This window comes from Streptomyces sp. NPDC002276 (genome assembly GCF_053891435.1).
In genome coordinates this window covers 76,432-101,025 of the sequence record NZ_JBSFCQ010000001.1, presented here as the reverse complement: position 1 = coordinate 101,025, position 24,594 = coordinate 76,432, and the positions used below count along the sequence as shown (strand labels likewise).

Sequence of the window (24,594 nt, the reverse complement as noted above, 5' to 3'; positions counted from 1 at the left end):
CGCTGACGCGCCGCGGTCCGACTCCACCTGTCTGGCTGTCTGACAGGTTCACGGACGTGATCCTGCGGGTGACGGGACAGTGCTGTCAAGCGGTCGGAAAAGAAAAATACAGAGGGCGTGAAGCCTGAAAATCCGGCTTCACGCCCTCCGCCATGATCGTCCGTCCGGTGTCAGCTGTTGAGCACACCCGCGCCGAGCAGCCCGAACAGCAGGACGCCGATGATGATCCGGTAGATCACGAACGCGTTGAAGGAGTGCTTCGCGACGAACTTCAGCAGCCAGGCGATGGAGCCGTAGGCCACCACGAAGGACACGATCGTGCCGACGGCGAGCGGGGCGGCGCCGACGCCCGCCCCCAGGGCGTCCTTCAACTCGTAGATGCCGGCGCCGGTCAGGGCCGGGATGCCGAGGAAGAACGAGAGCCGGGTGGCGGCGAGGCGGTCCAGGTCGAGGATGAGACCGGTGGACATGGTGGCGCCGGAGCGCGAGAAACCGGGGAAGAGCAGCGCGAGGATCTGCGAACTGCCCACCAGCATCGCGTCCTTGAAGGTGGTGTCGTCCTCACCGCGCTTGTGCCGGCCCATCTGGTCCGCCGCCCACATGACACCACTGCCGACGATCAGCGAGGCGGCGACCACCCACAGCGAGCCGAGCGGGCCGTCGATGAGCGGCTTCGCGGCGAGGCCCACGATCACGATCGGGATGGTCGAGTAGATGACCCACCACGCGAACTTGTAGTCGTGGTGGTAGCGCTCCTCCTTGTTGAACAGGCCGCGCCCCCAGGCGGTGACGATCCGCACGATGTCCTTGAAGAAGTACAGGAGCACGGCGGCGATGGCGCCGACCTGGATGACGGCCGAGAACCCGACGACGGAATCGTCGTCCACGGGGATGTGCATCAGCCCCTCGACGATCTTCAGATGGCCGGTGGAGGAGACGGGCAGGAACTCGGTCACCCCCTCGACGACTCCGAGGACGGCGGCCTGACCGACGCTGATGACGCTCATGAGATCCAGTTCTTCGGGATTGGTCGACAGTGCTGTAGACAATAGCGCTGAAGGCGATCCTGGTCGGGCGCGGGATCCGCCCGATTTCTTACGCCCACAGGGCCTGCGCGATCGACACCCCGACAAATGCCGCACCGAGGCCCGCCATCACGCTGCCGACGACGTTGGCGGCGGCGTAGAGCCCCGCCCCTGTCTCGGTCAGTCGCAGTGTCTCGTACGAGAAGGTGGAGTACGTCGTCAGGGCCCCGCAAAGGCCTGTGCCGACGAGGAGTTGGAGATGCGAGCCCGCCGCACCGGCGGACACGGCGCCGGTGAGGGTGCCGAGGATCAGACAGCCGGTGACGTTCACCGCGAAGGTGCCCCAGGGGAAGACGAAGTCGTGTCTGGTCTGCACCGCGCGGTCGGTGAGATAGCGGAGCGGGGCGCCTACGACGGCTCCCGCGACGACCAACAGCCAGTTCACAACGACTTCTTACCCTTCGCGTCCGTTCCGCCGGGCTCGTCCGCGCGGCCGACGTACCTGATGACCTCGCAGTCGTCGAGGATCACCAGCCCCTCGCCGACGAGTTCGTCGAGCTGCGGCAGAAAGGCCTGAACCCGCTCCTCGGTGTCCACGATCACGATCGCCACCGGCAGGTCCTCGCTGAGCGACAGCAGCCGGGTGGTGTGGATCAGGGAGGAGGCGCCGAAGCCCTCGATGCCCCGGAAGACGCTGGCACCGGCCAGTCCGGCGGTGTGCGCGCGGTGGACGATCTCCGTGTAGAGGGGCTTGTGGTGCCAGGTGTCGTTCTCGCCGATGAAGACGGTCACGCGCAGGGCGCTGCCGGTCAGCCTGGTCATCGCTGCCTCCACTTCAGGACGCGCCGGGCCGCCGTCACCGCGAGCCACACCGCCGCGAGCGCCGCGATCAGGGTCGCGGCGAGATAGGCCAGCGCGGTGCGGGGATGGCCCGCGTCGACCAGTTTCTGGATGTCGACGGCGTACGTCGAGAAGGTCGTGAAGCCGCCGAGCACACCGGTGCCGAAGAACGGCCGCACCAGCCGGTGGGCGGCCCACACATCGGTGATGACCACCATGAAAACGCCGATCACGGCACACCCGACGACATTGATCCAGAACGTCGTCCAGGGAAATCCGCCGCTCTGCGCGGGCCACCACAGGGAGGCCGCGTAGCGCCCTGTGGCCCCGATCGCGCCGCCGAGCGCGACCACCGCGACCACGGGTCCCTGACCGCGCCAGACGGAAGGCCTCGGGGTCTGTGGCCGGGCGCGCACGCTCTCGGCTTCGGGAGCTGTCATGGCCGTACGTCTCCTACTCGTCGGGGGCCCTGGGGGCACACGCCTCTACAAGTAGGGACCGTTGGCGGCACCTCTGCCGCGGTTCGGGTACGGCGGGCCCCACCGCCGCGCCGCGAGGGGTGCTCGCGGTCGGGCATCAGGGTAACGCCGGTGACGTGCCGGGGTCACTTCGGGGCGGGCGGCTCGCACAGCGCGATCCCGCGCTCCCGCACGCTGCCCAGCACCAGGTGCCCGGCGGCCTCGCACACGCTGGTGGCCATCCGGTAGGACGAACCGTGCGCGACGAGGTGGTGGACGACGGTTCCGTCGTCGTCGAACGCCATGGCGCCGATCATGCCGGTGGGGCGGAAGGGCACGCGTACGGCGACACGTGCGGCAGCCTGCCGTGCGGCGGGCGGGGCCTGGTGGAGGAGTTCGAGCGGCGGGACGCGCGGGCCGGCCAGCGCCACCCAGATCGGCCCGTCCGGGCCGCCGCGCCAGAGGTTGTCGGGCATGCCGGGGAGGTCGTCGGCGAAGGTCTCGCTCCGGCCCGCCTCCGGTCCGGTGAGCCGGTAGCGGGTCAGTCGGCGGGCGCCGGTCTCCGCGACGACCAGGAACGACTCGTCGGCGCTCGCGGCGAGTCCGTTGGCGAACTGGAGTCCGTCCAGGAGGACTTCGGGACGGTCGGCGCCGGGTGCGAGGCGCAACAGCCGTCCGGTGCCGGTGTGTTCGACGATGTCGCCGATCCACTGATCGATCGAGTAGCGGAGGCTGAAGACGGTGAAGTACGCGCTGCCGTCCGACAGCGCGACCACGTTGCTGCAACCTCGCAGCGGTTCCCCCGCCACCGAGTCGGCGAGGACGCGTACGGTTCCGTCCGCCAAGTCGACGCGCAGCAGCCCGCGTTCCGCGTCGGCCACCAACAGGGCGTTGTCCGGGAGGAGTTCGAGGCCGAGCGGCCGTCCGCCGGTGTCGGCGAGGGTCTCCACCCGTACCGCCTCGGGGTCGATCAGTCCGTCGAGGCGGAGGATGCGGCCGTCCTCGACGCCGGTCAGCACCCGGCCGCGGGCGTCGGCCACCACGTCCTCGGGACCCACGCCCCCGATCGCGACGTAGCGGCGGGCGAGCAGTGCCTTGGGTCGGTCCACGAACACCTCCACGGTTGGGACCGGCGCGCGTACGCTTGCTGTTCTTCCCGGTCATCGCGGCACCCGGTCACGTTTGCCGAGCGTATTCCCGGTGACCCGGATCGCGCTGCCGACAGGCGAGAAGTGAGAAGGGGGCCTCGCATGACGTGGTCGGCCGCCCGCCGCGCGGGAACGCCCCGGTGAACCGAGTCCGCACGGCGTGGCAGCGCCTCGGCCTGGCCGAACTCAACCGGCGCGGGCGGGAGTTGGAGCTGCTGCACCGGGCCATGGGATTCGCGACGCTCGCCCTCGTCACGCTGGCGCCGCTGCTGATCGTGGTGGCCGCGGCCGATCCGATCGGGCACGGCGGGTTCGCGCTGTGGCTGGTGGACGGCATGGACCTGTCCGGCCGCTCGGCCCGCGCGCTCACCGACGTCTTCACCCCGCCCCGCAAGGTCATCGGCACCACCAGCGCCTGGAGCGTGGCGCTGCTCGCGCTGTTCGGCTTGTCCTTCGCGTCGAGTGTGCAGAGCGGCTACGAGCACGTGTGGCGCCCGACCGGTGCGCCCTGGCACCGCATCTGGCGCCAACTGATCTGGCTGGTCATGCTGATGGGCTATCTGTACGCGCAGGTGCAGACCCGCAACGTCCTCGCGGGCACGGCCCGCATCCTGCTCAGCATGGCGGCCGGTCTGCTGTTCTTCTGGTGGGGCCCGCACTTCCTGCTCAGCCGCCAGGTCCACTGGCGCTATCTGCTGCCGGGCGCGCTCGCCACAATGGCGGGCCTGGTCGGCCTGCGCTGGTTCTCGTACCTGGTGTTCACCCCGCTCCTGGTCACCAACGCGGTCAGCTACGGCCCGGTCGGCACGGTGCTGGTGGTGGAGTCCTGGCTGGTCGGCGTGGGGTTCGTGCTCTACGGCGGCGCGCTGGTGGGCAGGTTGCTGTGCGAGCGGTTCGGGGACCCGGACGCGTCGTTCCGCACGGAACCGGAGGCACCGGAGGAGGCGGACTCCGGGCAGGGCGCGGTGTGACGCTCGGCCCGCCGGTCCTGCTACCAGCCCTTCTCGAACATCCGGGCCACCTCGGCGATCCGGACCTCGTCGCGCTGGTAGTAGGTGCGCAGCCGGATCCGCCGGGTGCGCAACAGGCCCAGGGACGCGAGGAGTTCGAGGTGGGTCTCGGCCACCTGGCGGGGCACGCCCAGCTTGGCCGCCACCGCCTCCGAACCGACCCCGGCCTCGGCGAGATACCGGTGTGCCGGGAAATGGGCGGCCGGATCTCTCAGCCACTCCAGGATGTCCAGTCGTCGTTGACTTGCCGGAGTCCTCAGCATCTCGTGCCCCTCCGTCCTGCGCGCCGCGCGCCGCGTCCCCCCACTCTCCCGCAGCACGGTCCACCGCGTCCCGGACTCGGTGCCCCTTGTCCGGGACCGACCGTTCCTGTTCGACGCGGGGGTCGCCGCTGAGGCATGGGGCAACGTGCGGGACGCGCGGAGACCGCCGGGATCGAACTCCGCCTTCCAGACCCGGAGTTGGCCGAACCCCACCGTCGCAGCCGCACAAGAACGCACGCGCGCCGACCGCCGTCGAGCCGCGCGACCGTGGCACGTTCACCGGTCAGCGGCTCGGTGCCGTCGACGCCGAGGCGCAGCACAACGGACGGGACGCGGTAACCCGCCCGGGGACGAACTCCCTTCTCCGAAGCCGGAGTTGGCGGACCCACACGGCCACAGCCGTACAAGCCCGCACGCGCGCGGGGCGTCGGACGTCCCCCTCCGCCCGCGGCTCACGGCTCTCGCGGGCGGAGGGGAGTCGGCTCAGCCGTCGAGTCGGTCGAGTCGTACGACCCGCACGGCACCGGCAGGAACCGCGAGACCGCCCGCGGCCCGCTCGCCGGTCAGCAGCTCCGTGCCGTCGGCGCCCAGCGGCACCTTGACGTCCGAGGCGCTGTGGTTGATCGCGAAGAGAAAACTGCCCGACTCGCCTTCCCTGCGCACGACTTCGACGTCGTACGGCAGCTCGGCGCGCGGCGCGATCCGGGCGTCCTCGGCGGCCCAGCCGAGCAGGGCGTCGAGGCCGTGGGCGTCGAGACGCGTGGACACGTACCAGGCGGTGCCCTCGCCGAGGCGGTGCCGGGTGACGGCCGGGTGGTCGGCGGTGAGGCCCTCGGCGTACGTCCACACGGTCTCGGCGCCGCGCGGGACCACGAACTCGGTCCATACGTCGCCGGTGAGTTCGGAGCCGTCGGGTCCGGTGACGCGCACCCGCTGGCCCGCCAGCAACGGCGAGAACTCCTCGACGGTCAGGCCGAGTACGTCCCGCAGCGGGCCGGGATACGCGCCCTCGTGGACGGCGTCGTGCTCGTCGACGATGCCGGAGAAGTAGGAGACGACGAGGGTGCCGCCCTGCTCGACGTACCGCTTCAGATTGCGGCCGGCTGCCTCCGTCGTCAGGTAGAGGGCGGGTACGACGACAAGGGGATAGGCCGACAAGTCGGCTTCCGGGTGGGCGAAGTCGACGGTGAGGTGGCGGTCGTAGAGGGTTTCATAGAAGGCGTCGGCGCGCTCGCGGGCGTCGTGGTCCTGGCTGGGGCGCCACTCCAGTTTCTGCGCCCACCACGACTGCCAGTCCCATACGACGGCCACGTCGGCCCGGGTGCGGCTGCCGCGGATGTCGCTCAACTGCTCGACAGACGCGCCGAGTTCGACCACCTCACGCCAGACGCGCGTCTCCGTGCCGCCGTGCGGAAGCATCGCCGAGTGGAACTTCTCGGCGCCGCGCCGGGACTGGCGCCACTGGAAGAACATCGCGCCGTCGGAGCCGCGCGCCACGTGGGAGAGGGCGTTGCGGGCCATCTGGCCGGGGGCCTTGGCGGGGTTGCGGGGCTGCCAGTTGACGCCCGAGGTGGAGTGTTCGAGGAGCAGCCAGGGGGCGCCGCCCGCGACGGAGCGGGTGAGGTCGGCGGCCATCGCGAGGTTGACGTGGGTGCGGCGGCCGTCGGTAATCAGGTAGTGGTCGTTGGTGACGAGGTCGACCTCGCGGCCCCAGGCCCAGTAGTCGACGGACTCGCACTGGCTGAGGGCGGCCATGAAGTTGGTGGTCACGGGGATGCCGGGGGCGAGGCGGTGCAGGATGTCGCGTTCGGCGGTGAAGTTCTCGCGCATGGTGGCGTCCGCGAACCGCGTGTAGTCCAGCGCCTGGGCCGGGTTGACGGCGGTCGGGGTGAGGCGGGGTGGGTTGATCTGGTCGAGGGTCGTGTAGCGCTGGCCCCAAAAGGCGGTTCCCCAGGCCTCGTTGACGCCGTCGACGGTCTGGTACGTCGTCGTCAGCCAGCGGCGGAAGTGGGCGGCGCAGGAGTCGCAGTAGCAGGCGGAGACGGGGACACCGTACTCGTTGAAGACGTGCCACAGCGCGAGGGCCGGGTGGGTGCCGTAGCGCTCGGCGAGGCGGGTGGTGATGTTCGCGGCGGCGGCGCGGTAGTCGGCGTTGCTGTGGCAGATCGCGCCGCGTGAGCCGAACTCGTAGCGGGCGCCGTCGGCGGTGACGGGGAGGGCCTCGGGGTGGGCGCGGTAGAACCAGGCGGGCGGGGCGACCGTGGGGGTGCCGAGGTCGGCGCGGATGCCGTGTTCGTGCAGGAGGTCGAGGAGCCGGTCGAGCCAGCCGAAGTCGTACACACCGGGCTCGGGTTCCAGCAGGGCCCAGGAGAAGATCCCGACGCTCACCATGGTGACGCCGGCCTCCCGCATCAGCCGGACGTCCTCCTGCCAGACGCTCTCCGGCCACTGCTCGGGGTTGTAGTCCCCACCGAAGGCGAGCCTGGTGAGCCCCTTGGGTGTGGTCTCCGGCATGGATCTCTCCCGTAGTCGATCATTTGGGAACGTGCACACAGCGCGCCCTGAGGCGCTGCCCCAACATAACCGCACGTCCGTGACCGCTGACAAGTGTCCCTGATGTTTCTCTGCCGTGAATGCTGTGAACGCTCACACAGCGGTCCCCCAGCGGTGCTTCAGGCTCCGGCCCCGGGCGCCGTAGAGTCGTGACCATGAGCAATACGGGGGGTCGGCGCAGACCACCGACGATCCATGACGTGGCGCGCGAGGCCGGCGTCTCACGGGGCACGGTGTCGCGGGTCCTCAACGGCGGGCACTATGTGAGCCCCGCCGCGCAGGAGGCCGTCAACGCGGCCATCCGCAGGACGGGTTACGTCGTGAACCGGCACGCGCGCTCGCTGATCACCGGGCGCTCGGACTCGGTCGGTTTCCTGCTGACGGAACCGCAGGAGAAGTTCTTCGAGGACCCCAACTTCAACATCCTGCTGCGCGGCTGCACCCAGGCGCTGGCCGCGCACGACATCCCGCTGCTGCTGATGCTGGCCGGCACCGAGGACGAGCGGCGGCGCATCACGCGGTACATCACCTCCGGGCACGTCGACGGGGTGCTGCTGGTGTCCAGCCACTCCGGGAACCCGGTCGCGGAGGAGCTGAGCGAGGCGGGCGTACCGCTGGTCGCGTGCGGCAAGCCGATCGGCCTCGGCTCCAAGATCAGTTATGTCGCCGCCGACGACCGGGACGGCGCCCGGGACATGACCCGGCACCTGCTCTCCCTCGGCCGTCGCCGCATCGGCACGGTCACCGGTCCGCTGGACACCCCGGGCGGTGTCGAGCGCCTCGCCGGTTACAAGGAGGTGCTCGCCGAGGCGGGCGTCGAGGTGGACGACCGGCTCGTCGTCTCCGGCGACTACAGCCGGCTCAGCGGCGAGCGGGGCGCCGAGCGGCTGCTGGCCCAAGTCCCGGACCTGGACGCGGTGTTCGTCGCCTCCGACCTGATGGCGCGGGGTGTGCTGACCACGCTGGAGCGGGCCGGACGACGGGTGCCGGAGGACGTGGCGGTCGGCGGTTTCGACGACTCCCCCGCCGCGCTCGCGTCCAGCCCCGAACTCACCACGATGCGGCAGCCGTTCGACCGGATCAGCGCGGAGATGGTGCGGGTGCTGCTGGCGCAGATCGGGGGCGAGGACACGGCGGCCGTGATCCTGCCGACGGAGTTGGTGAAGCGGGAGTCGACGTAGGAGGGGGCGAGCTTGGGGCGCGCCCCCTCCTCGTCGTCGCTGTCAGGCGGTCGGGTTGACAATCACCTCGGCCGTGTCGTTCGCGCTGTTCGGGTCGAAGGTGACGGGCTTGTCGGTGTGCGGGTGGACGGTGACGTGGCCGGTGGCGTCGGGGACGACCCGGTCGATGCGCAGCTGGAACGGGAAGCTGACGTCCGCGCCGGGCCCGGCCCAGGTGGGCAGGGAGCAGGCGTAGTGCGGGACGGCCGAGTCGTCGCCCGCTGTCCGGGCACCGTGGCAGGTGCTGGGCATGGACGTGGCGGTGGTGCCCTCCGGAAGGTTGTAGTGGGAGGCGTGTCTATACCCTTTGGTAGAGACGGCGATCCTCCGCCGCGCCGACGATTCGCCGGCCGTCGGCCGGAATGCTCGTGGCCATGGACATCACTTCGCTCACCGTCGTACTCAGCGCGATCGTGGTCCTCGCCGCCTCGGTCCTCGTCGTCTCCAACGAACCCCCGCTGTGGGTCTACCTGTTGAGCGGTGCGGGCTCACTGCCCCTGAGCGGTGTCCTGCTCGACCTGCCCGCCGTCTCGTCCGCGCTCGTGGACGGTTCCGCGGCCACCTGGACCCTGCGGCTCGCCGTAGCCGCCACCGTCACGGTCGTGCTGAGCTTCTTCTTCGGCGGGGACCGTCCGCCTCTTCGGACGGGCGAGGGCGGTGACGGTCAACGCGAGGACGCAGGCAAGGCAGAGCCAGGCGAAGGTGTCGCCGATCCGGTCGTAGATCGTGGTGACGCCGTGGATGGGCACATAGGCCACCATGGTCTGCTGTTCGGTCGTGAAGTAGTCGGTGGCGGCGAGGACATGGCCCTCGTGGTCGTAGGCGGCCGAGACGCCCTCCGCGTCCTGGCGGATCAGTGAGTAGCCGCCCTCAATGGCCCGCAGGCTCGCCTTCTCGGTGTGTGCGACTCCGTACTCCCGCCAGTCGTGGGAGGGGACGAGCATGATGTCGGCGCGGGTCCGCATCATGGCGGGGAAGTCGGCGTCGTAGCAGATGACATCGGCGATCCGGCCGTACGGGGTGTCGGCGACGGGTACGCGGCCGTCGCCCGGCGTGAACTTCTCGGAGCCCGGGATGGGGTGGGCCTTCTGGTAGGTCCACAGCACCTTTCCGCGCGGGTCGATGAGGAGCGCCTCGTCCTTGTCGTGGGCGGGGGCCCTCCCGCTGTAGACGCGGACGCCGATCTCCAGGTAGACGCCCGACCGGCGGGCCCGGTCCTGTGCGGCGGCGATGGCGGCCGGTTCGTGGGACTCCTGGACCTTGACGGCCTCCTCGGGCCAGATGACGATCTTGGCCCCGGCGGCGGCCTCGCGCCGGGTGGCGGCCAGCAGGTCGTTCTCTACGGCGGTCATGGCGGGTTCGACCGTCGTGGCGGGCGCGGTGGCGATGTCCGGGACCTTCGAGAACACCGCCTGTTGGGCGTCGGTCACGGCCCGGCCGGGGCTGATTCCGGCGACGCGGACGGTGGGGGCCGTGGAGGGGGCGAGGGCGAGCCGCGCACCACCGGCGAGTACGACGGTCAGCAGTACGGCCACGTAGACCAGGCCGCTTCGCCAACTGGGCCGTTCCCAGAGGCGGTTGACGGTACTGGCGAAGTAGGCGATCAGGAAGCCGATCCCCCACGGGCCGGTGACGGAGACGACCTGGAGGAGCGGGAGGTCGCCGTACTGGGTGACCGCGAGCGAGCCGTAGGCCGTGCCGAACGGGGACACCACGGTGATCAGGAACTCGGCGGCGGCGACGGCGGCCGGGAAGACGAGGGCCGCCGTGCCGGGGCGCAGTCGGCCGGTCAGTAGTCTGTCGGCCAGGAACGGCAGCGTCTGAAGTGCGGCCAGCGCGACGGCGCCCGCGACCGCCACCGGGCCGAGGCCGATCGCCGACTCCTGGACCCAGAAGACGGCGGCCACCACGTGCGCCGCCCAGACCCACAGGGCCCCGGACCACGCACGGCCGATCCGCGCGAAGCGCAGCAGGAGCACCAGCGAGATCCAGGCGGCGGCCGGGACGTCCCACCGGCCGCCCACCGCGAACAGCGACGTCCCGGTGCCGAGCAGGAGCAGGGCCCACCTCGCGACGGGACGTGAACTCCCGTTCCTTACAAGGGACTTGGTCGCCGCTTCCGTAGTGGGTGAAGGGCGGGTCTGTTCTGCGGGGAGGTTCGTCATGGGGAACGACGCTAGGAGTGCGGGACCCTGTGACGCCTCCGTCCCCGCGGCGATCTCCGGCGGGACGGCGCAACCATCGATGCGCGCCCCGCGGAGGATCCGGCCCGACTGCCGCTGCCCTAGCCTGATGAACTGAGATGGTCATGGAGACGAGGGCCCTGCCACGGGCCGCACAGCGCTGGTTCGCCGCCCGGCCGCGGCTGACGGATGTCGCGCTCGGCGGCGGTCTGACGCTGTTCGACATGGCCACGGTGGTCGACCGCGGCCCCGCGCCGAGCGCATGGGCCGTGGCCCTGTGGGGAGCGCAGACCGTCCCGCTGCTGTGGCGGCGCACCCGGCCTCGTACCGTCCTGGCCGCGATGACCGTCCTCTACGTCGCCTTCCAGGTGCTCGGGCCGATCCCGGGGAAGATCCCCGGCCCGTTCCTGCTGATGCTCGGGGTGTACGCCCTAGCCCGGTACGAGCCGGTCGCGGCCAGCCTGCCGGGGACTCTGCTGTGCCTCGCCTCCGCCATGACCGCCGACGCGTTCAGCGGGCACTGGCAGACACCGCGTCTCGGGTCGCTTGAGCCGATCAGCGCCACGACGTTCGTCTTCTTCTTCGCCCTCGCCTGGACCCTGGGACACGGCAGACGCAGGATCGGCGCCGACGCCGACCGGCTGCGCGACCTCAACCGGCGGCTCAGGGCCGAGCAGGAGCTCAACGCCCGGCAGGCGGCGATCGCCGAGCGGGCCCGTATCGCCCGCGATCTGCACGACGTCGTCGCCCACCACGTCAGCGCCATCGCCGTACAGGCCAGGGCCGCGCAGGACGTCATGGACGACGATCCGCCCCTCGCGGCTCAGGGGGTCGGGTTGATCGCCACCACCGCCGACACCGCGCTCGTCGAGATGCGGCGCCTGCTCGGGCTGCTGTCGTTCCGGGAGCGGGAACTCGCGCCCGAACCGTCCCTCGACCACCTCGACACGCTCATCGACGTCGCCCGGTCGGCGGGCTGCCGGGTGACGTACGCGCCGGAGATCCGGCCGGGGGCGGCGCCGTCGGCGGGGATGCGGGTCTCGGCGTACCGGATCGTGCAGGAGGCGCTGACGAACGTGGTCAAGCACGCGGGGCCCGTGGAGGTTCAGGTCAGCGTGTGCGGCGACGACAGCGGCCTCGTCATCGAGGTGCGCAACGATCCGGCCGCTCCGGGTCACCGGTCCGTCAGTGGATCGGGTCGGGGGCTGGTCGGTATGCGGGAACGCGTGGCGGCCTTCGACGGTGAGCTGGCGGCGGGGCCGCGCGAGGACGGCGGCTGGGGGCTGCGCGCCGTGCTGTGCGGGACGGCGCCACGACCGGCGGAGGCGGGCGGATGACCGTACGGGTGCTCGTCGTCGACGACCAGGAGATCGTCCGGACCGCGCTGCGGCTGGTCATCGACCGCCGCGAGGGGTTGTCGGTCGTCGGGGAGGCGGCGCACGGTGAGCAGGCGGTGGCGCGGGCGGTCGAACTCCGGCCCGACGTCGTGCTGATGGACGTCCGCATGCCCGGCACGAACGGCGTCGAGGCCACCCGGCGCATCGTCGGCGACTGGCCCGGGCCGGGGCCCGCGCCACGGGTCGTCGTCCTCACCACGTTCGACCTGGACGAGTACGTGCACGCGGCCCTTCGCGCGGGCGCGGACGGCTTCCTGCTGAAGAACAGCCACCCCGACGACCTCGCCCGCGCCCTGCACGCGGCGGTCGGCGGGGAGCCCGTGCTCGCGCCGAGCGTCACCCGTCGGCTCATCGACACCGTGACCGCGCTGCCCACCGCGCTCCGCGCCGACCCGCCGACACCGGACGAGCGGAAGCTGACGGAACTGCTCACCGAGCGCGAGCTACAGGTCCTCGTCCTGGTCGCGCGCGGCCTCTCCAACTCCCGGATCGCCTCGGACCTCGGGCTCAGCGAGGCGAACGTGAAGAGCCGCGTCAACCGCATCCTCACCCGCCTCGGCCTCGACAACCGGGTGCAGGCCGCCCTGATCGCGCAGCGCGCGGGCCTCACGGGAACCCCGTGAGCAGGTCTTACGGACCGATGACACGGCGGCCCTGACACTGCCGCCCGCCGGGTCGGTCGTCCTAGCGTCTGTCCCATGCGAGTACTGGTCACCGGCGGTGCCGGGTTCATCGGGTCCCATGTCGTCGAGGCGCTGACCGCACGCGGACACGAAGCGGTCGTCTTCGACCTGCGCGACGGCCACGAGGTCCGCAATCCCCAGGCGGTCGCGTCCGCGCTGCCGGGCATGGACGCCGTATGCCATCAGGCGGCGAAGGTGGGACTGGGCACGGGATTCGGCGACGCGCCCGACTATGTCTCCCACAACGACCTCGGTACGGCCGTGCTGCTCGCCGCGATGGCCGACGCGGGGGTGCGCCGACTGGTGCTCGCCGGGTCGATGGTCGTCTACGGCGAGGGCGCCTACACCTGCGAGCGGCACGGCCCGGTACGGCCGGGCCCCCGGGCCGTGGCCGATCTGGACGCCGGGTGCTTCGAGCCCCGATGTCCGCACTGCGGCGAGGAGTTGACGCCGGGGCTGGTGGGCGAGGACGCTCCGGCCGACCCCCGCAACGTGTACGCGACGACCAAGCTGACCCAGGAGCATCTGGCGGCGAACTGGGCGCGCGCCACGGGTGGTTCGGCCGTCTCGCTGCGCTACCACAACGTGTACGGCCCGAGGATGCCGCGCGACACCCCGTACGCGGGGGTCGCCTCCTTCTTCCGGTCCGCGCTCGCCCGTGGCGAGGCCCCTCGGGTGTTCGAGGACGGCGGCCAGCGGCGGGACTTCGTGCATGTACGGGACGTGGCGGCGGCGAATGCGGCGGCGCTGGAGTCCGAGTCCCGGGCGGGGGCGCTGACCGCGTACAACACCGGCAGCGGGGACCCGCACACGGTCGGCGAGATGGCGCACGCGCTGGCCGCCGCGTACGGCGGGCCCGAGCCCGTGGTGACCGGGGAGTACCGGCTCGGCGACGTCCGCCACATCACGGCCGACTCGTCACGGCTGCGGGCCGAGCTGGGATGGAAGGCCGAGGTCGGATTCCCGGAGGGGATGCGGGAGTTCGCGGTGTCCAAGCTGCGCGGAGAGCGATAGCCGGGAGCTGCGCGGAGAGCGACGGCCGGGCGGCCGAGGGGGTCTTCTTTGGTCACCCCTCGGCCATCGGCAGGGTCACCTCGAAGCGGCAGCCGCCGGTCACGTTCCGTACGGCGGCGCGGCCCTGGTGGGCCTCCACGATGCCGCGCACGATGGCCAGGCCCAGACCCGCCCCCGCCGGGGGTGTCCGCGCGTGGGTGCCGCGCCAGCCCGTGTCGAAGACGCGTGGCAGATCCTCCTCCGGGATACCGCCGCAGCCGTCCGTCACGGACAGCACGACCCCCTCGGCTGACCGCTCGGCGGCGACCGCGACCGTGCCGTCGGCCGGTGTCCGGCGGATCGCGTTGACCAGCAGGTTGCCCAGCACGCGGCTCATCTCGCGGCCGTCCACCTCGACCGGCACCGCCACGATCCGGTCGCCGACCAGTCGCACCCCGTGCTCGCGGGCGAGGGGGTCCGCGCCGGCGAGGGCGTCGCCGATCAGGTCGTAGAGCGACATCCGGGACGGGGAGAGCGTGAGGGTCCCGGCGTGTATGCGGGAGAGCTCGAAGAGGTCGCCGACCATGTCGTTGAGGCGCTCGACCTCGGTGCGGATCTGGCGCAGATAGCGGTCGGGGTCGGCGGCGACGCCGTCCTCCAGGGCCTCGGACATCGCGCGCAGACCGGCGAGCGGGGTGCGCAGGTCGTGGGAGATCCAGGCGACGAGTTCGCGGCGCGAGGACTCCAACGCGCGTTCCCGGTCCCGGGATTCGGCGAGCTTGGCGCTGGTCGCCGCCAACTCCCGGCTCAGATCGGCAAGTTCGGCCGTCGCCGCGCCCTCGGGTGCCGAGAAGTCGCCGCCGTCGCCGAAGTCCCGTGCGGCGCGGGCGAGTTCACGGCTGCCGGCGACGACCCAGCGGCCGAGCAGCAGCGCGGTGAGCAGGGAGACCACGGCCGCCATGGCGACGACGGTGGTGACGACGGACAGGTCGTGCGAGGACAGGAACATCGCCTGCGCCACCGCCAGCGTGCCCGCGAGCATCGCCGTCACCGCGACGGCGGCGACCACGGACACGGACGCGGTGAGCGACCGCCGGCGCAGCAGCCAGAGCGCGCCCGCGCCGAGCACTCCGGCTCCGGCGGCGCCCAGAAAGGCGAACAGGGCGATGAGCAGCATGTCGCGCATGATCAGCCCTCCTCGACCGAGCCGGTGCGGGCGGGTTCGAAGCGGTAGCCGACGCCCCACACCGTCTGGATCAGGCGGGGCCTGGCGGGATCGTCCTCGACCTTGCCGCGCAGCCGCCGTACATGCACGGTGACGGTCGACAGGTCGCCGAAGTCCCAGCCCCAGACCTCCCGCATCAGGTCCTCCCGGCTGAACGCCCGGCCCGGGTGCCGTAGGAAGAAGGCGAGGAGGTCGAACTCCCGCAGGGTGAGGGCGAGTTCGGTGCCGTTCTTGGTGGCGCGGCGGGCGGCGGGGTCGGCGGTGAGTCCCGCCGCGCGCAGGGGGCGGGTCACGGCCGGGGGGCCGCTGCGGCGCAGCACGGACTCCACGCGGAGGACGAGTTCGCGTGGGCTGAACGGCTTGGTGACGTAGTCGTCGGCGCCGACCTCCAGACCGAGGATCCGGTCGTCCTCGTCGCCGCGCGCGGTGAGCATGATGACCGGCACGGGTCCGTGGCCGCGCAGCCGGCGGCACACCTCCAGACCGTCCATGCCCGGCAGCATCAGGTCGAGGACCACCAGGTCCGGCCAGTGCGCGGCGGCCCGGGCGAGCGCGCCCGGCCCGTCCTCGGCGCGGTCCACGAGGTATCCGGCGCGGTCGAGGTATCCAGAGACGACCTCGGCGACGGTCGGATCGTCGTCGACCACGAGGACGCGCTTCGGGTGGGCGGGCCCGCTCTCGACGGGCACGGCACCTGGGGATTCGTACGGCTGCTGCATGTCGTCAAGGGTCCCACCGGCCGCGTCCGCCTTCCGGATCCGCTGCCCGGACGTCCGTGTTTCGTAAGGAACCGAAGTCCGGTATGCCGGATTCGCGCTCGTAGGGTGAAAGCCGTGACGACCTCTCCCCCACCAGAACCGGACCCGGCGCCCGTCGACGTGGTCCTCCCCTGCCTCGACGAGGCCGAGGCCCTGCCCTGGGTACTGGCCCGCGTTCCGCGAGGCTGGCGCGCGCTGGTCGTGGACAACGGGTCCACGGACGGTTCCGCGGAACTCGCCCGCGGCCTCGGTGCCACCGTCGTGCGCGAGGAGCGCCGCGGGTTCGGCGCCGCCTGCCATGCCGGGCTGCTGGCCGCCACCGCGGACATCGTCTGCTTCTGCGACTGCGACGCCTCGCTCGACCCGTCCCTGCTGGTGGACTTCGTCCGCGAGGTGCGTGACGGCGAGGCCGATCTCGTGCTCGGGCGGCGCCGACCGCAGGGGCGCGGGGCCTGGCCCGCGCACGCCCGGGCGGGCAATCTCGCGCTGGCCCGGATGCTGCGCCGCCGCACCGGACTACGGCTGCACGACCTCGGCCCGCTGCGGGCCGCCCGCCGCACGGAGCTGCTCGCGCTCGGCCTCACGGACCGCCGCAGCGGCTACCCGCTCCAGATGGTGGTGCGTGCCGCCGACGCCGGTCTGCGCGTCGCCGAGCACGACGTGCCGTATCTGCCGCGCACCGGCGCCTCCAAGGTCACCGGGACCTGGCGCGGCACCTGGCACGCGGTACGGGACATGCGCCGGGTGCTCGCCGAACCCCCGACAGCCGCCCCCTCACTTCAAGGAGCCCTTTCCCGGTGACCACCCTTCTCGTCATCGCCAAGGAACCGCGCCCGGGACGGGTCAAGACCCGGCTCACTCCGCCGTTCACACCCGAGGAGGCCGCCGCGCTCGCCGAGGCCTCGCTCGCCGACACCCTGCACGCACTGCTGGCGACACCCGCGCGGCGGCGGGTGCTGGTGCTCGACGGAGCGCCGGGCCCCTGGCTGCCGGCCGGCTTCGACGTCGTACCGCAGTGCGGCGGAGGCCTCGACGAACGGCTCGCCGCCGCCTTCGCGGGCTGCGCCGGGCCCGCGCTGCTGATCGGCATGGACACTCCACAGGTGACGCCCGCGCTCCTCACCGTCGACTTCGCCGGCTGCGACGCGTACTTCGGCCCGGCCGAGGACGGCGGCTTCTGGGCGCTCGGCCTCGCCGACCCCGACCCGGCGCTCCTGCGGGGCGTACCGATGTCGACGCCGACCACCGGCGCCGTGCAGCGCGCCCGGCTGACCGCCGCGGGCCTGCGCGTCCGCGACCTCCCGCCGCTGCGGGACGTCGACACGGCGTACGACGCCGAACTGGTCGCCGCCGAGGCGCCGTTGGGGCGGTTCGCGAGGGAACTGGCGCGGCTGAGGACGGGAGTCGGCAGGTGAGTGCGGCGCGTCCGGTGCCGACCGGCGAGGGCGCGCGCCCGGTGACCGCGCTCATCGACTGCCCGCCCTCGGAATCCCCCGCCCGCCCCTGGTCCGACGACCCGTACACCGACGCGCTGCGCACCGGTCGCGGCCCGCTGTTCCTCCGCCGTACCGACGGCTGGCTGCTGCCCCTGGAGGTGGAGCGCTGGTGCGCGGAGGCCGACGCGGCGGACCGGGAGGTGCTGCGCCGGTGCGAGGGGGCCGTGCTCGACGTGGGATGCGGGCCGGGGCGGCTCGTCGCGGCGCTCGCCGCGCAGGGGCGGCCGGTGCTGGGCATCGACGTCAGTGAGGCCGCCGTCGCGCACACCGTCCGGCTGGGCGGGCAGGCGCTGCGCCGGTCCGTCTTCGAACCGGTCCCCGGCGAGGGCCGCTGGGACACCGCCCTCCTCATCGACGGCAACGTCGGCATCGGCGGCGACCCGCACGCGCTGCTGCGGCGGATGTCCCAACTCCTCGCCGCTGGTGGGCTGTTGGTCGTGGAGACCGCTCCGGTCGACGTCGACGAACGGGTGCGGGTGCGGGTCGCCGACGGCCGCGGAGCCTCCGGTACGTCCTTCCCGTGGGCCCGGCTCGGCACCCCGGCCCTGTTGCGCCACGCCGACTGGGCCGGGTGGCGCCCGGAGGGTCAGTGGACCGCCGACGACCGCTCCTTCCTCGCCCTGCGCAATCGTGGAAGCCGCGGCAACCGCAGCGACCGCAGGACGAGCAGCACGGCCGAGCCGCCGAACAGCGCCGCCGTGACCAGCAGCCAGCGGGACAGGAACCCGTCGCCGGAGAGCGTGGTGGCGGACCGGTAGCGGTCCGCGACGTTCCCGCTGATCAGCGGGAACCACACCAGCAGCAGAAGACCGGAGAGCAGCGCCGGGACCCGGACGTACCCCGTCCACTCCCGGTGTCCCGCTGCGCCCAGCACCCGGGCGAGCGCCCGGTCCGCGCCCGCGTACAACGGCACCAGCACCAGGTCGTGCAGCACCGCCGCGCCCACCAGCCACAGCACCACCCCGAACCAGTCGTCCGCGAGCAGCCGCACCCCCGCGTACCCGGCGAGCGCGAACGAGCAGGCCAGCAGCAGGAGTTGGAGTGGGCTGCCGAGGGCCGGCCGCCGGAACCGTACGCGCATCACAGGTCTCCGAAGGTCATACGGGCCACCCATTTGGTGTTGAGCACGCCGGGTGCCGCGGGGACGATCACGCGGGCGGGGTAGCCGTGGTCGGGGGTGAGGTCGGCGCCGTTGACGAACAGGGCGAGCAGGGAGCGCGGGTCGCGGACCTGGTTGTCGCGCAGGGCGGACCGGCGGAACGCCCCGTGCCGTTGCAGGGACTCCACGAGGACGTCGGGGGCGGTGTCGGTGTCGCAGCCGACGAGTGCCGCGAGATCCCGCAGGCGTACGCCTCGCCACCACTGGTCGGAGGTCGACCAGCCCTCCACGCAGGCGATGGGCAACGCGGCGCTGTGCAGCGGGAGTTGGAGCAGTGCGGCCCGGCCGAGGCGGACCGTGCGGCCGTTGCCCTCGACGACCAGGCGCCACGCGTCCTCGGACGTCTCCCTGGCGTCGATCCCGACCGCCGCCGCCGTCTTGTTGATCTGGAAGGCGCCGGGTCCTGAGCCCGGTTCGGGTCCGCCGTGCGGTGCGAGCAGGGCCGTCTCCCGGAGCGGGCCGTCGAAGCCGCGGCCCACTGTCGTGCCGAACAGCAGCAGCGATCCGCCGCCGACCACGCCGAGGGCGCCGCGGCGCGAGACGGTGGGTTCGGCGGGGTTGGGCGACACCAACTCCCCTTTCCTGTCAGGGAGTCCATGGCGCAGGTTGCGCAGGGCCGCCGGTGTCTTCAGGACGGCGTGGGCGAGGAAGGCGGCGAAGAAGACCCAGGCGCCGTAGAAGTGCAGGGGGTAGAAGGAGCCGGGGAAGACGTAGTCGAGCTGGACGTTGAGCACGCCCGTGGTGAACTCGAACAGGCCGCCGCCCACGAGGAGCAGCAGCGAGAGCCGTTCCAGCGCGTGGGTGAGGGAGCGGGCGGGCGGCAGGGCGAAGAGCTTGGGGACGACCGACCACAGCTTCGCCAGCAGGACGGGGATCAGCGCGATGCCGAGGGTGACGTGCGTGCCCTGGGTGAGGCGGTACAGCCAGGACGGGTCGGTCGGCCAGGCGAAGAGATAGAAGCCCAGGAGGCCCTTGTCCGGGGTCTGGTCGTTCACCGGCGCCAGGTCCGGGTTGTAGGCCGCGTACGACAGCAGACCCGTCACGAACAGCACGGTGATCCCGACAAGCAGCACGACGCCCAGCACGGAGGTGAACCAGGGGCCGCGCAGCGGGCTGCGCCAGAAGGCGGGCGAGGAGGGGGAGCGTGGCATGCCCCGACCGTAGGCCGGGGACACCCCCCGAACGGGTTCGCAAACCATGACGAAACCCTGACGTCTCCCTCGGCGGCGGCTCCGCCGGACGCACCCCGACCTAGCGTGTCGATGTGAACCGCGATCTTCTCGTCGACCGCGAGCGCCACCACGGCGCCCGCCCCGCCGACCCTCCCCATGACGCTCCGGGCGACCGTCCGCGCGACCACGTCCGCGATCTGTCGGCCGCCCTCGCCGCCGCGCTGCTCGTCCTGGTGGCGGTGCTGGTCGGCACCGCGATCCAGCGCCGCCACCACTCGCTCTTCGTCGGCTGGCCGCCCGTGTTCGCCCAGTGGGAGCCGCATGTCGGCCCCGGCACCCCGGCGGCGCTCGCCGTCGCGGTCGCCGTGGTGGCCTACGGCCCCGCGCTCGCCACCCAACTGCCCTGGCGGGCACTGCTGTTCACCGCCTGGGGCACCGCCATGGCGTGGACGTTCTCGCTGGCCCTGGTCGACGGCTGGCAGCGGGGCATCGCTGGACGGCTCACGACCACGAACGAATACCTGACGGTCATCGGCCGCTTCCACGACATCCCCGCCACCCTGCGCGACTTCACCCACCACATCCTCAGCCACTCCCCCGCGCCCTGGCCCGCGCACATCGCCGGGCATCCCCCGGCGGCCACCGTCACCTTCGTCCTCCTGGACCGGATCGGGCTGGGCGGCGGGGCCTGGGCGGGCGTCTGGTGCATCACCGTCGGGGCGACGGCGGGCGCGGCGGTCCTCGTCGCCGTGCGCGCTCTTGCCGGTGAGCAACTCGCCCGCCGCGCCGCCCCGTTCCTCGTCCTCGCCCCGGCCGCCGTGTGGGTGGGCACCTCGGCGGACGGCTATTTCGCGGCGGTCGCCGCCTGGTCCGTCGCGTTCCTCGCCCTCGCGGTGACCGGACAACGGCCGCGCTCGACCGGCCTGGCCGCCGGACTGTTCCTCGGCCTCACCGCGTATCTCTCGTACGGGCTCACGCTGTTCGCGGTGATCGCGGGCGCCGCACTGCTGCTCGGGCAGCGGCGGCTCCGCCCGCTCCCGTACGTCGTCGCCGGACTCGCCGTCGTACCAGTGGTGTTCACGCTGCTCGGCTTCAACTGGTGGGAGGCGTACCGCCTGTTGATCACCCGCTACTACGAAGGGGTCGGCGGGACCCGGCCGTACGGCTACTGGGTGTGGGCGAACCTGGCCTGCACCGTCCTGATCGTGGGCCCGGCGACGGTGGCGGGACTGCGGCGGGCGGGCACCCAACTCCCAGAACTGCGCGGCGGTTTGCGCACCGCAGTTCCCCAACCCCGGCTCGCCCTGCTGGTGTTCGCCGCGCTGCTCGCCCTGCTCGTCGCGGATCTCTCCGGTATGAGCAAGGCGGAGACCGAGCGCATCTGGCTGCCGTTCGCGATGTGGCTACTGCCCGCCTGCGCGTTCCTTCCCCGGCCCCGCGCCTGGCTCACCGCGCAGGCCGTTCTGGCCCTGCTCCTCAACCACCTTCTCCTGACGGGCTGGTGAGGCGCCGGCACGGGCCTACGCCACCTCGTGGGGCTCCGGAGCCGTGGTGTTCGCGTCGGTCACGGGGGCGGTCTTGTCGCGTCGGCGCCCGGTCAGGCGGGTGGCCAGCGGTTCGGTGTAGCGGGCGCTGAGCGGGCCGACGATGACCAGGATGAGCACGTACGCCGTCGCCAGCGGGCCGAGCGAGGGTTCGATGCCGGCGGTGACGGCGAGGCCCGCGATGACGATGGAGAACTCGCCGCGGGCGACCAGGGTGCCGCCCGCCCGCCAGCGGCCCTTGGCGGAGATGCCCGCGCGCCGGGCCGCCCAGTACCCGGTGGCGATCTTCGTGCCCGCGGTGACGATCGCCAGGGCGAGTGCGGGCAGCAGGACGGGCGGGATGCTCGCCGGGTCGGTGTGCAGGCCGAAGAAGACGAAGAACACGGCGGCGAACAGGTCGCGGAGCGGAGAGAGCAGGCTGTGGGCGCCCTCGGCGGCCTCTCCGGACAGGGCGATGCCGACGAGGAACGCGCCGACGGCGGCGGAGACTTGGAGCTGCTGGGCGAGTCCGGCGACCAGGAGGGTCAGGCCCAGGACGACCAGGAGCAGTTTCTCGGGGTCGTCGCTGGAGACGAAGCGGGAGATGTGGCGGCCGTAGCGGACCGCGACGAGCAGGACCAGGGCCGCGGCGCCGAGGGCGACGACGAGGGTGAGGCTGCCCGAGGCGAGGCCCGCGCCCGCGAGGAGTGCGGTGATGATCGGGAGGTAGACGGCCATCGAGAGGTCTTCGAGGACGAGGATGCTCAGGATGACGGGGGTCTCGCGGTTGCCGAGGCGGCCCAGGTCGCCGAGGACCTTGGCGATGACGCCGGAGGAGGAGATCCAGGTGACGCCGGCCAGCACCACCGCGGCGACCGGTCCCCAGCCGAGCAGCAGGGCCATCGCGGCGCCGGGCAGCGCGTTCAGGGCGGCGTCGACGAGACCCGCGCTGTACTGGGTCTTGAGGTTGGAGACGAGATCGCTGGCCGTGTACTCCAGGCCGAGCATCAACAGCAGCAGGATGACGCCGATCTCGGCGCCGATGGCGACGAACTCCTCGCTGGTGCCCAGCGGCAGCAGCCCGCCCTCGCCGAACGCGAGTCCGGCCAGGAGGTAGAGCGGTATCGGGGAGAACTGGAAGCGTGCGGCGAACCGGCCCAGGAGTCCCAGGGCCAGGATGATCGCGCCGAACTCGATCAGGAACCTCGCGGAGGAGTGCATCGCGGTCACTCCCGCCCGAGTATCGCGGCGGCCGACTCGACGCCCTCGCGGGTGCCGATCACGATCAGGGTGTCCCCGCCGGCCAGCCGGAAGTCCGGTGTCGGTGAGGGGACGGCCTCGGCTCTGCGCAGCACGGCCACGATCGAGACGCCGGTCTCGGTGCGCATCCTGGTCTCGCCGAGGACCCGCCCGTTCCAGTAGGAGAGCGCCGACAGCTGGATGCGCTCCGCGACCAGGCCCAGTTCGGTGGTGGACAGCAGGTTCGGGCTGTGGTGCTCGGGCAACAGGGCGTCGACGAGCGCGGCCGTCTCCGCCGTGGTCAGCCGTACGGACAGGGCGCAGGCGTCCGGGTCGTCGGACCGGTACGCGTTCAGGGTCCGCTCGCCGTCCCGGTGCGCGACGACCGACAGTACGCGCCGCTCACGTGTCGTCAGGTCGTAGCGGACACCGATCCCCGGCAACGGTGTACTGCTCACGCGTGGAGTGCCCATGACGTGTCCCCTGTTCCTCGAAGATCTCCGTGAACCTTACATGCTCTTGACGCTTCTTTAACAGTCCTTGACCATTCCGGCGCCGTAGAACAGGCGCAGAACAGGCGATTTCGCCCGCGCCGCAACCAATCCGCGGTCCCGGCAGGAACGGATTACGCCCGGACATGTCCCGACCGCGGAGGCCCTCGGTGAAAGAAGCAGTACGTATCGGAAGAAGCGAGCCGACGGGTCCCGACCTGGCGGAGTTGGTGGGCCGGGTCGCGCTCGGCGACGAGGACGCGTTCGCCGGTGTCTACGACGTCGTGGCGGGGCCGGTGCTGGGCGTCGTGCGGTCCGTGCTGCGTGATCAGGCGCAGTCGGAGGAGGTGACGCAGGAGGTGCTGGTGGAGGTGTGGCGGACCGCTCCCCGTTACCGTTCCGACCGCGGTACGGCGATCAACTGGATCCTCACCCTGGCCCACCGGCGTGCCATCGACCGAGTGCGTTCGGCGGACGCCGCCGCGGCCCGCGATCACAAGGCCGCGCTGCTGGACCGGCTGCCCGAGTACGACGAGGTGGCCGAGCACGTCGAGGCCCGGCTCGAACGGGAGCAGGTGCGGCGCTGTGTGCGCACGCTGACCGAGTTGCAGCGCCAGGCCGTCACCCTGGCGTACTACCGCGGGCTGACCTACCGCGAGGTCGCGGAGGCGCTGGCGCTTCCGCTGGGGACCGTGAAGACCCGACTGCGCGACGGACTCATCCGGCTGCGCGACTGCCTGGGGGTGACCGCGTGACGACCATCGACCCGCACCGGCTGACCGGCGCCTACGCCCTGCACGCCCTGTCCGACGAGGAGAACACGGCCTTCGAACGCCATCTGCCGGGCTGCGCGGCCTGCGCCCAGGAGGCCGCCGAACTCTCCGCCACCGCCGCCCGGTTGGCGCTCGCCGTCGCCACGACGCCCGCTCCGGAACTGCGTGAGCGAGTACTGCGCCGGATCACCACCGTCCGTCAGGACACCCCCGGCAGGACCCCGGTCCGGGCGCTCCCCGCGAGGCCCGGTCCGCGCGCCCGCGCACTGTCGCGGTGGGCGCTCGCCGCCTGCCTCGCGGCGGCCACCGCGCTCGGCGGGACGGCCCTGTGGCAGCACCAGGAGGCCGACAACGCCCGTGCCCAGGCGCGGAGTTCACGACAGGCGACGGACGGGATCGCCGCCGTACTGGCCGCGCCGGACGCCAGAACCCGGGCCGCCGTCCTGGCCGGCGGCGCCACCGGTACCGTTGTCGTCTCGCGGGTGCGGGACCGGGCCGTGTTCGTCGTCTCGGGGATGGCCCGGCCGCCGGGCGACAAGGTCTACCAGCTGTGGTTCGACGACGCCGGGACCATGCGGCCGGCCGGCCTGATGGACCCCGGCCGCGCCGACCAGGCCGTCCTGCTGCGCGGCGCGGTCGACGGTGCCTCGGGCATGGGCGTCACCGTCGAACCGGAGGGCGGCTCGAAGGAGCCCACCTCCGCCGCGGTCGCCCTGCTGAGTTTCCCGACTCTGGAGTAGGGCGGCCGGTCACGGGCAGAAGGGGATCCGGGTGAGAGGTGGATGGGCATGAGCACACCGTTCGTTGGGATGATCACGGGCATGGCGCTGGCGTTCGCGGGCTGGTTCGGCGGGTTCGGCGCCTTCCTGCTCGTGGCCGCGCTGGGCGCGCTGGGCTGGGCAGCGGGCCGTTGGGTCGAGGGCGGCGGCAGCGTCCGGGACGTACGCAACGCGTTCGAGCGCAACCGCCGATGACCGCCACCCCA

26 protein-coding genes are annotated in these 24,594 nt (G+C 72.3%); 12 read left to right on the top strand and 14 right to left on the bottom strand.

What is annotated here, in order from left to right; translation table 11 throughout:
* Positions 1–170: 170 nt before the first annotated feature.
* The 5 genes from ACWIHT_RS00480 to ACWIHT_RS00460 form a co-directional block, all read right to left on the bottom strand.
* On the bottom strand, positions 171–1,007 hold the full coding sequence (locus ACWIHT_RS00480; RefSeq protein WP_456162842.1) for an undecaprenyl-diphosphate phosphatase: 837 nt from the start codon (positions 1,005–1,007) through the stop codon (positions 171–173).
* A gap of 88 nt (positions 1,008–1,095) precedes the next feature.
* Positions 1,096–1,470 (bottom strand): fluoride efflux transporter CrcB, encoded by a 375-nt coding sequence (crcB, locus tag ACWIHT_RS00475; RefSeq protein WP_456162840.1) that lies wholly within the window; start codon positions 1,468–1,470, stop codon positions 1,096–1,098.
* Positions 1,467–1,847: a DUF190 domain-containing protein gene (locus ACWIHT_RS00470; protein ID WP_456162838.1), complete on the bottom strand. Its 381-nt coding sequence runs from the start codon at positions 1,845–1,847 to the stop codon at positions 1,467–1,469. The genes crcB (ACWIHT_RS00475) and ACWIHT_RS00470 overlap by 4 nt, the downstream gene beginning before the upstream one ends.
* Positions 1,844–2,305: a fluoride efflux transporter CrcB gene (crcB, locus tag ACWIHT_RS00465; protein ID WP_456162836.1), complete on the bottom strand. Its 462-nt coding sequence runs from the start codon at positions 2,303–2,305 to the stop codon at positions 1,844–1,846. Before crcB (ACWIHT_RS00465) ends, ACWIHT_RS00470 begins: the two co-directional genes overlap by 4 nt.
* A 164-nt stretch (positions 2,306–2,469) precedes the next feature.
* The gene (locus tag ACWIHT_RS00460) at positions 2,470–3,432 is read right to left on the bottom strand and encodes an SMP-30/gluconolactonase/LRE family protein (RefSeq protein ID WP_456162834.1); all 963 of its coding nucleotides are present in this window, start codon (positions 3,430–3,432) and stop codon (positions 2,470–2,472) included.
* 179 nt (positions 3,433–3,611) lie between these two features.
* Between ACWIHT_RS00460 and ACWIHT_RS00455 the strand changes: the two genes are divergently transcribed.
* Entirely contained in the window at positions 3,612–4,442 is an 831-nt protein-coding gene (locus ACWIHT_RS00455) for a ribonuclease BN (protein ID WP_456162832.1), read from the top strand.
* A gap of 20 nt (positions 4,443–4,462) precedes the next feature.
* Here ACWIHT_RS00455 and ACWIHT_RS00450 read toward each other — a convergent pair whose 3' ends face one another.
* The gene (locus ACWIHT_RS00450; RefSeq protein WP_456162830.1) at positions 4,463–4,744 is read right to left on the bottom strand and encodes an ArsR family transcriptional regulator; all 282 of its coding nucleotides are present in this window, start codon (positions 4,742–4,744) and stop codon (positions 4,463–4,465) included.
* Between the two features lie 483 nt (positions 4,745–5,227).
* Complete coding sequence (locus ACWIHT_RS00445; protein ID WP_456162828.1) at positions 5,228–7,258, bottom strand: beta-galactosidase; 2,031 nt, start codon at positions 7,256–7,258, stop codon at positions 5,228–5,230.
* A gap of 188 nt (positions 7,259–7,446) precedes the next feature.
* Here ACWIHT_RS00445 and ACWIHT_RS00440 point away from each other — a divergent pair, with 188 nt between their 5' ends.
* Positions 7,447–8,478, top strand: a complete 1,032-nt coding sequence (locus tag ACWIHT_RS00440) for a LacI family DNA-binding transcriptional regulator (RefSeq protein ID WP_262060682.1) — start codon at positions 7,447–7,449, stop codon at positions 8,476–8,478.
* 42 nt (positions 8,479–8,520) lie between these two features.
* On the opposite strand, the gene ACWIHT_RS00435 is transcribed toward ACWIHT_RS00440, so the two are convergent.
* Together ACWIHT_RS00435 and ACWIHT_RS00430 are read right to left on the bottom strand one after the other, a co-directional pair.
* Positions 8,521–8,769 (bottom strand): hypothetical protein, encoded by a 249-nt coding sequence (locus tag ACWIHT_RS00435; protein ID WP_456162826.1) that lies wholly within the window; start codon positions 8,767–8,769, stop codon positions 8,521–8,523.
* A gap of 236 nt (positions 8,770–9,005) precedes the next feature.
* A complete protein-coding gene (locus ACWIHT_RS00430) occupies positions 9,006–10,682 on the bottom strand; it encodes a nitrilase-related carbon-nitrogen hydrolase (protein WP_456162824.1) in 1,677 nt (558 codons plus the stop codon).
* Between the two features lie 143 nt (positions 10,683–10,825).
* Here ACWIHT_RS00430 and ACWIHT_RS00425 point away from each other — a divergent pair, with 143 nt between their 5' ends.
* From ACWIHT_RS00425 to ACWIHT_RS00415, 3 genes are all read left to right on the top strand, one after another.
* On the top strand, positions 10,826–12,037 hold the full coding sequence (locus ACWIHT_RS00425) for a sensor histidine kinase (protein ID WP_456162822.1): 1,212 nt from the start codon (positions 10,826–10,828) through the stop codon (positions 12,035–12,037).
* Positions 12,034–12,720 carry a response regulator gene (locus ACWIHT_RS00420; protein WP_456162820.1) on the top strand — a complete coding sequence of 229 codons (687 nt, stop codon included), beginning with the start codon at positions 12,034–12,036 and terminating at the stop codon, positions 12,718–12,720. The genes ACWIHT_RS00425 and ACWIHT_RS00420 overlap by 4 nt, the downstream gene beginning before the upstream one ends.
* Before the next feature lie 75 nt (positions 12,721–12,795).
* On the top strand, positions 12,796–13,794 hold the full coding sequence (locus ACWIHT_RS00415) for an NAD-dependent epimerase/dehydratase family protein (protein WP_456162818.1): 999 nt from the start codon (positions 12,796–12,798) through the stop codon (positions 13,792–13,794).
* A 52-nt stretch (positions 13,795–13,846) separates the two neighbouring features.
* Here ACWIHT_RS00415 and ACWIHT_RS00410 read toward each other — a convergent pair whose 3' ends face one another.
* Positions 13,847–14,959 carry a sensor histidine kinase gene (locus ACWIHT_RS00410; RefSeq protein WP_456162816.1) on the bottom strand — a complete coding sequence of 371 codons (1,113 nt, stop codon included), beginning with the start codon at positions 14,957–14,959 and terminating at the stop codon, positions 13,847–13,849.
* 2 nt (positions 14,960–14,961) lie between these two features.
* Positions 14,962–15,717 (bottom strand): response regulator transcription factor, encoded by a 756-nt coding sequence (locus tag ACWIHT_RS00405; RefSeq protein ID WP_456162814.1) that lies wholly within the window; start codon positions 15,715–15,717, stop codon positions 14,962–14,964.
* A 105-nt stretch (positions 15,718–15,822) separates the two neighbouring features.
* Between ACWIHT_RS00405 and ACWIHT_RS00400 the strand changes: the two genes are divergently transcribed.
* The 3 genes from ACWIHT_RS00400 to ACWIHT_RS00390 are packed head-to-tail and all read left to right on the top strand — an operon-like array spanning position 15,823 to position 18,010.
* Positions 15,823–16,557: a glycosyltransferase family 2 protein gene (locus ACWIHT_RS00400; protein WP_456162812.1), complete on the top strand. Its 735-nt coding sequence runs from the start codon at positions 15,823–15,825 to the stop codon at positions 16,555–16,557.
* The gene (locus ACWIHT_RS00395; RefSeq protein WP_456162810.1) at positions 16,554–17,171 is read left to right on the top strand and encodes a TIGR04282 family arsenosugar biosynthesis glycosyltransferase; all 618 of its coding nucleotides are present in this window, start codon (positions 16,554–16,556) and stop codon (positions 17,169–17,171) included. Before ACWIHT_RS00400 ends, ACWIHT_RS00395 begins: the two co-directional genes overlap by 4 nt.
* Positions 17,172–17,212: 41 nt before the next feature.
* Positions 17,213–18,010, top strand: a complete 798-nt coding sequence (locus ACWIHT_RS00390; protein WP_456164533.1) for a class I SAM-dependent methyltransferase — start codon at positions 17,213–17,215, stop codon at positions 18,008–18,010.
* A 322-nt stretch (positions 18,011–18,332) separates the two neighbouring features.
* Here the strand turns inward: ACWIHT_RS00390 and ACWIHT_RS00385 are convergent, their stop codons facing one another.
* Positions 18,333–19,562, bottom strand: coding sequence for a molybdopterin-dependent oxidoreductase (locus tag ACWIHT_RS00385; RefSeq protein ID WP_456162808.1), 1,230 nt, complete (start codon positions 19,560–19,562; stop codon positions 18,333–18,335).
* Between the two features lie 113 nt (positions 19,563–19,675).
* Here ACWIHT_RS00385 and ACWIHT_RS00380 point away from each other — a divergent pair, with 113 nt between their 5' ends.
* Complete coding sequence (locus ACWIHT_RS00380) at positions 19,676–21,088, top strand: hypothetical protein (RefSeq protein WP_456162806.1); 1,413 nt, start codon at positions 19,676–19,678, stop codon at positions 21,086–21,088.
* Positions 21,089–21,103: 15 nt separating this feature from the next.
* Here the strand turns inward: ACWIHT_RS00380 and ACWIHT_RS00375 are convergent, their stop codons facing one another.
* Entirely contained in the window at positions 21,104–22,327 is a 1,224-nt protein-coding gene (locus ACWIHT_RS00375) for a cation:proton antiporter (protein ID WP_456162804.1), read from the bottom strand.
* A gap of 5 nt (positions 22,328–22,332) precedes the next feature.
* On the bottom strand, positions 22,333–22,818 hold the full coding sequence (locus tag ACWIHT_RS00370) for a cation:proton antiporter regulatory subunit (protein WP_456162802.1): 486 nt from the start codon (positions 22,816–22,818) through the stop codon (positions 22,333–22,335).
* A 188-nt stretch (positions 22,819–23,006) separates the two neighbouring features.
* On the opposite strand from ACWIHT_RS00370, the gene sigK reads away from it, so the two are divergent.
* From sigK to ACWIHT_RS00355, 3 genes are read left to right on the top strand one after another with little or no spacing between them, the layout of a single operon-like run.
* Positions 23,007–23,591 carry an ECF RNA polymerase sigma factor SigK gene (gene sigK / locus ACWIHT_RS00365; RefSeq protein ID WP_456162800.1) on the top strand — a complete coding sequence of 195 codons (585 nt, stop codon included), beginning with the start codon at positions 23,007–23,009 and terminating at the stop codon, positions 23,589–23,591.
* Positions 23,588–24,349 carry an anti-sigma factor gene (locus tag ACWIHT_RS00360; RefSeq protein ID WP_456162798.1) on the top strand — a complete coding sequence of 254 codons (762 nt, stop codon included), beginning with the start codon at positions 23,588–23,590 and terminating at the stop codon, positions 24,347–24,349. Before sigK ends, ACWIHT_RS00360 begins: the two co-directional genes overlap by 4 nt.
* Before the next feature lie 48 nt (positions 24,350–24,397).
* Complete coding sequence (locus ACWIHT_RS00355) at positions 24,398–24,583, top strand: hypothetical protein (protein WP_456162796.1); 186 nt, start codon at positions 24,398–24,400, stop codon at positions 24,581–24,583.
* Positions 24,584–24,594 lie beyond the last annotated feature (11 nt).

What these genes read in the sequence shown, in the direction of transcription:
- crcB (WP_456162836.1), bottom strand. Translation starts at nt 2,305, where the DNA reads ATGACAGCTCCCGAAGCCGAGAGCGTGCGCGCCCGGCCACAGACCCCG.
- ACWIHT_RS00375 (WP_456162804.1), bottom strand. Translation starts at nt 22,327, where the DNA reads ATGCACTCCTCCGCGAGGTTCCTGATCGAGTTCGGCGCGATCATCCTG.
- ACWIHT_RS00450 (WP_456162830.1), bottom strand. Translation starts at nt 4,744, where the DNA reads ATGCTGAGGACTCCGGCAAGTCAACGACGACTGGACATCCTGGAGTGG.
- ACWIHT_RS00410 (WP_456162816.1), bottom strand. Translation starts at nt 14,959, where the DNA reads ATGCGCGACATGCTGCTCATCGCCCTGTTCGCCTTTCTGGGCGCCGCC.
- ACWIHT_RS00355 (WP_456162796.1), top strand. Translation starts at nt 24,398, where the DNA reads ATGAGCACACCGTTCGTTGGGATGATCACGGGCATGGCGCTGGCGTTC.
- ACWIHT_RS00415 (WP_456162818.1), top strand. Translation starts at nt 12,796, where the DNA reads ATGCGAGTACTGGTCACCGGCGGTGCCGGGTTCATCGGGTCCCATGTC.
- ACWIHT_RS00480 (WP_456162842.1), bottom strand. Translation starts at nt 1,007, where the DNA reads ATGAGCGTCATCAGCGTCGGTCAGGCCGCCGTCCTCGGAGTCGTCGAG.
- ACWIHT_RS00470 (WP_456162838.1), bottom strand. Translation starts at nt 1,847, where the DNA reads ATGACCAGGCTGACCGGCAGCGCCCTGCGCGTGACCGTCTTCATCGGC.
- ACWIHT_RS00405 (WP_456162814.1), bottom strand. Translation starts at nt 15,717, where the DNA reads ATGCAGCAGCCGTACGAATCCCCAGGTGCCGTGCCCGTCGAGAGCGGG.
- ACWIHT_RS00435 (WP_456162826.1), bottom strand. Translation starts at nt 8,769, where the DNA reads ATGCCCAGCACCTGCCACGGTGCCCGGACAGCGGGCGACGACTCGGCC.
- ACWIHT_RS00370 (WP_456162802.1), bottom strand. Translation starts at nt 22,818, where the DNA reads ATGGGCACTCCACGCGTGAGCAGTACACCGTTGCCGGGGATCGGTGTC.
- ACWIHT_RS00420 (WP_456162820.1), top strand. Translation starts at nt 12,034, where the DNA reads ATGACCGTACGGGTGCTCGTCGTCGACGACCAGGAGATCGTCCGGACC.
- ACWIHT_RS00430 (WP_456162824.1), bottom strand. Translation starts at nt 10,682, where the DNA reads ATGACGAACCTCCCCGCAGAACAGACCCGCCCTTCACCCACTACGGAA.
- ACWIHT_RS00445 (WP_456162828.1), bottom strand. Translation starts at nt 7,258, where the DNA reads ATGCCGGAGACCACACCCAAGGGGCTCACCAGGCTCGCCTTCGGTGGG.
- ACWIHT_RS00425 (WP_456162822.1), top strand. Translation starts at nt 10,826, where the DNA reads ATGGAGACGAGGGCCCTGCCACGGGCCGCACAGCGCTGGTTCGCCGCC.
- ACWIHT_RS00385 (WP_456162808.1), bottom strand. Translation starts at nt 19,562, where the DNA reads ATGCCACGCTCCCCCTCCTCGCCCGCCTTCTGGCGCAGCCCGCTGCGC.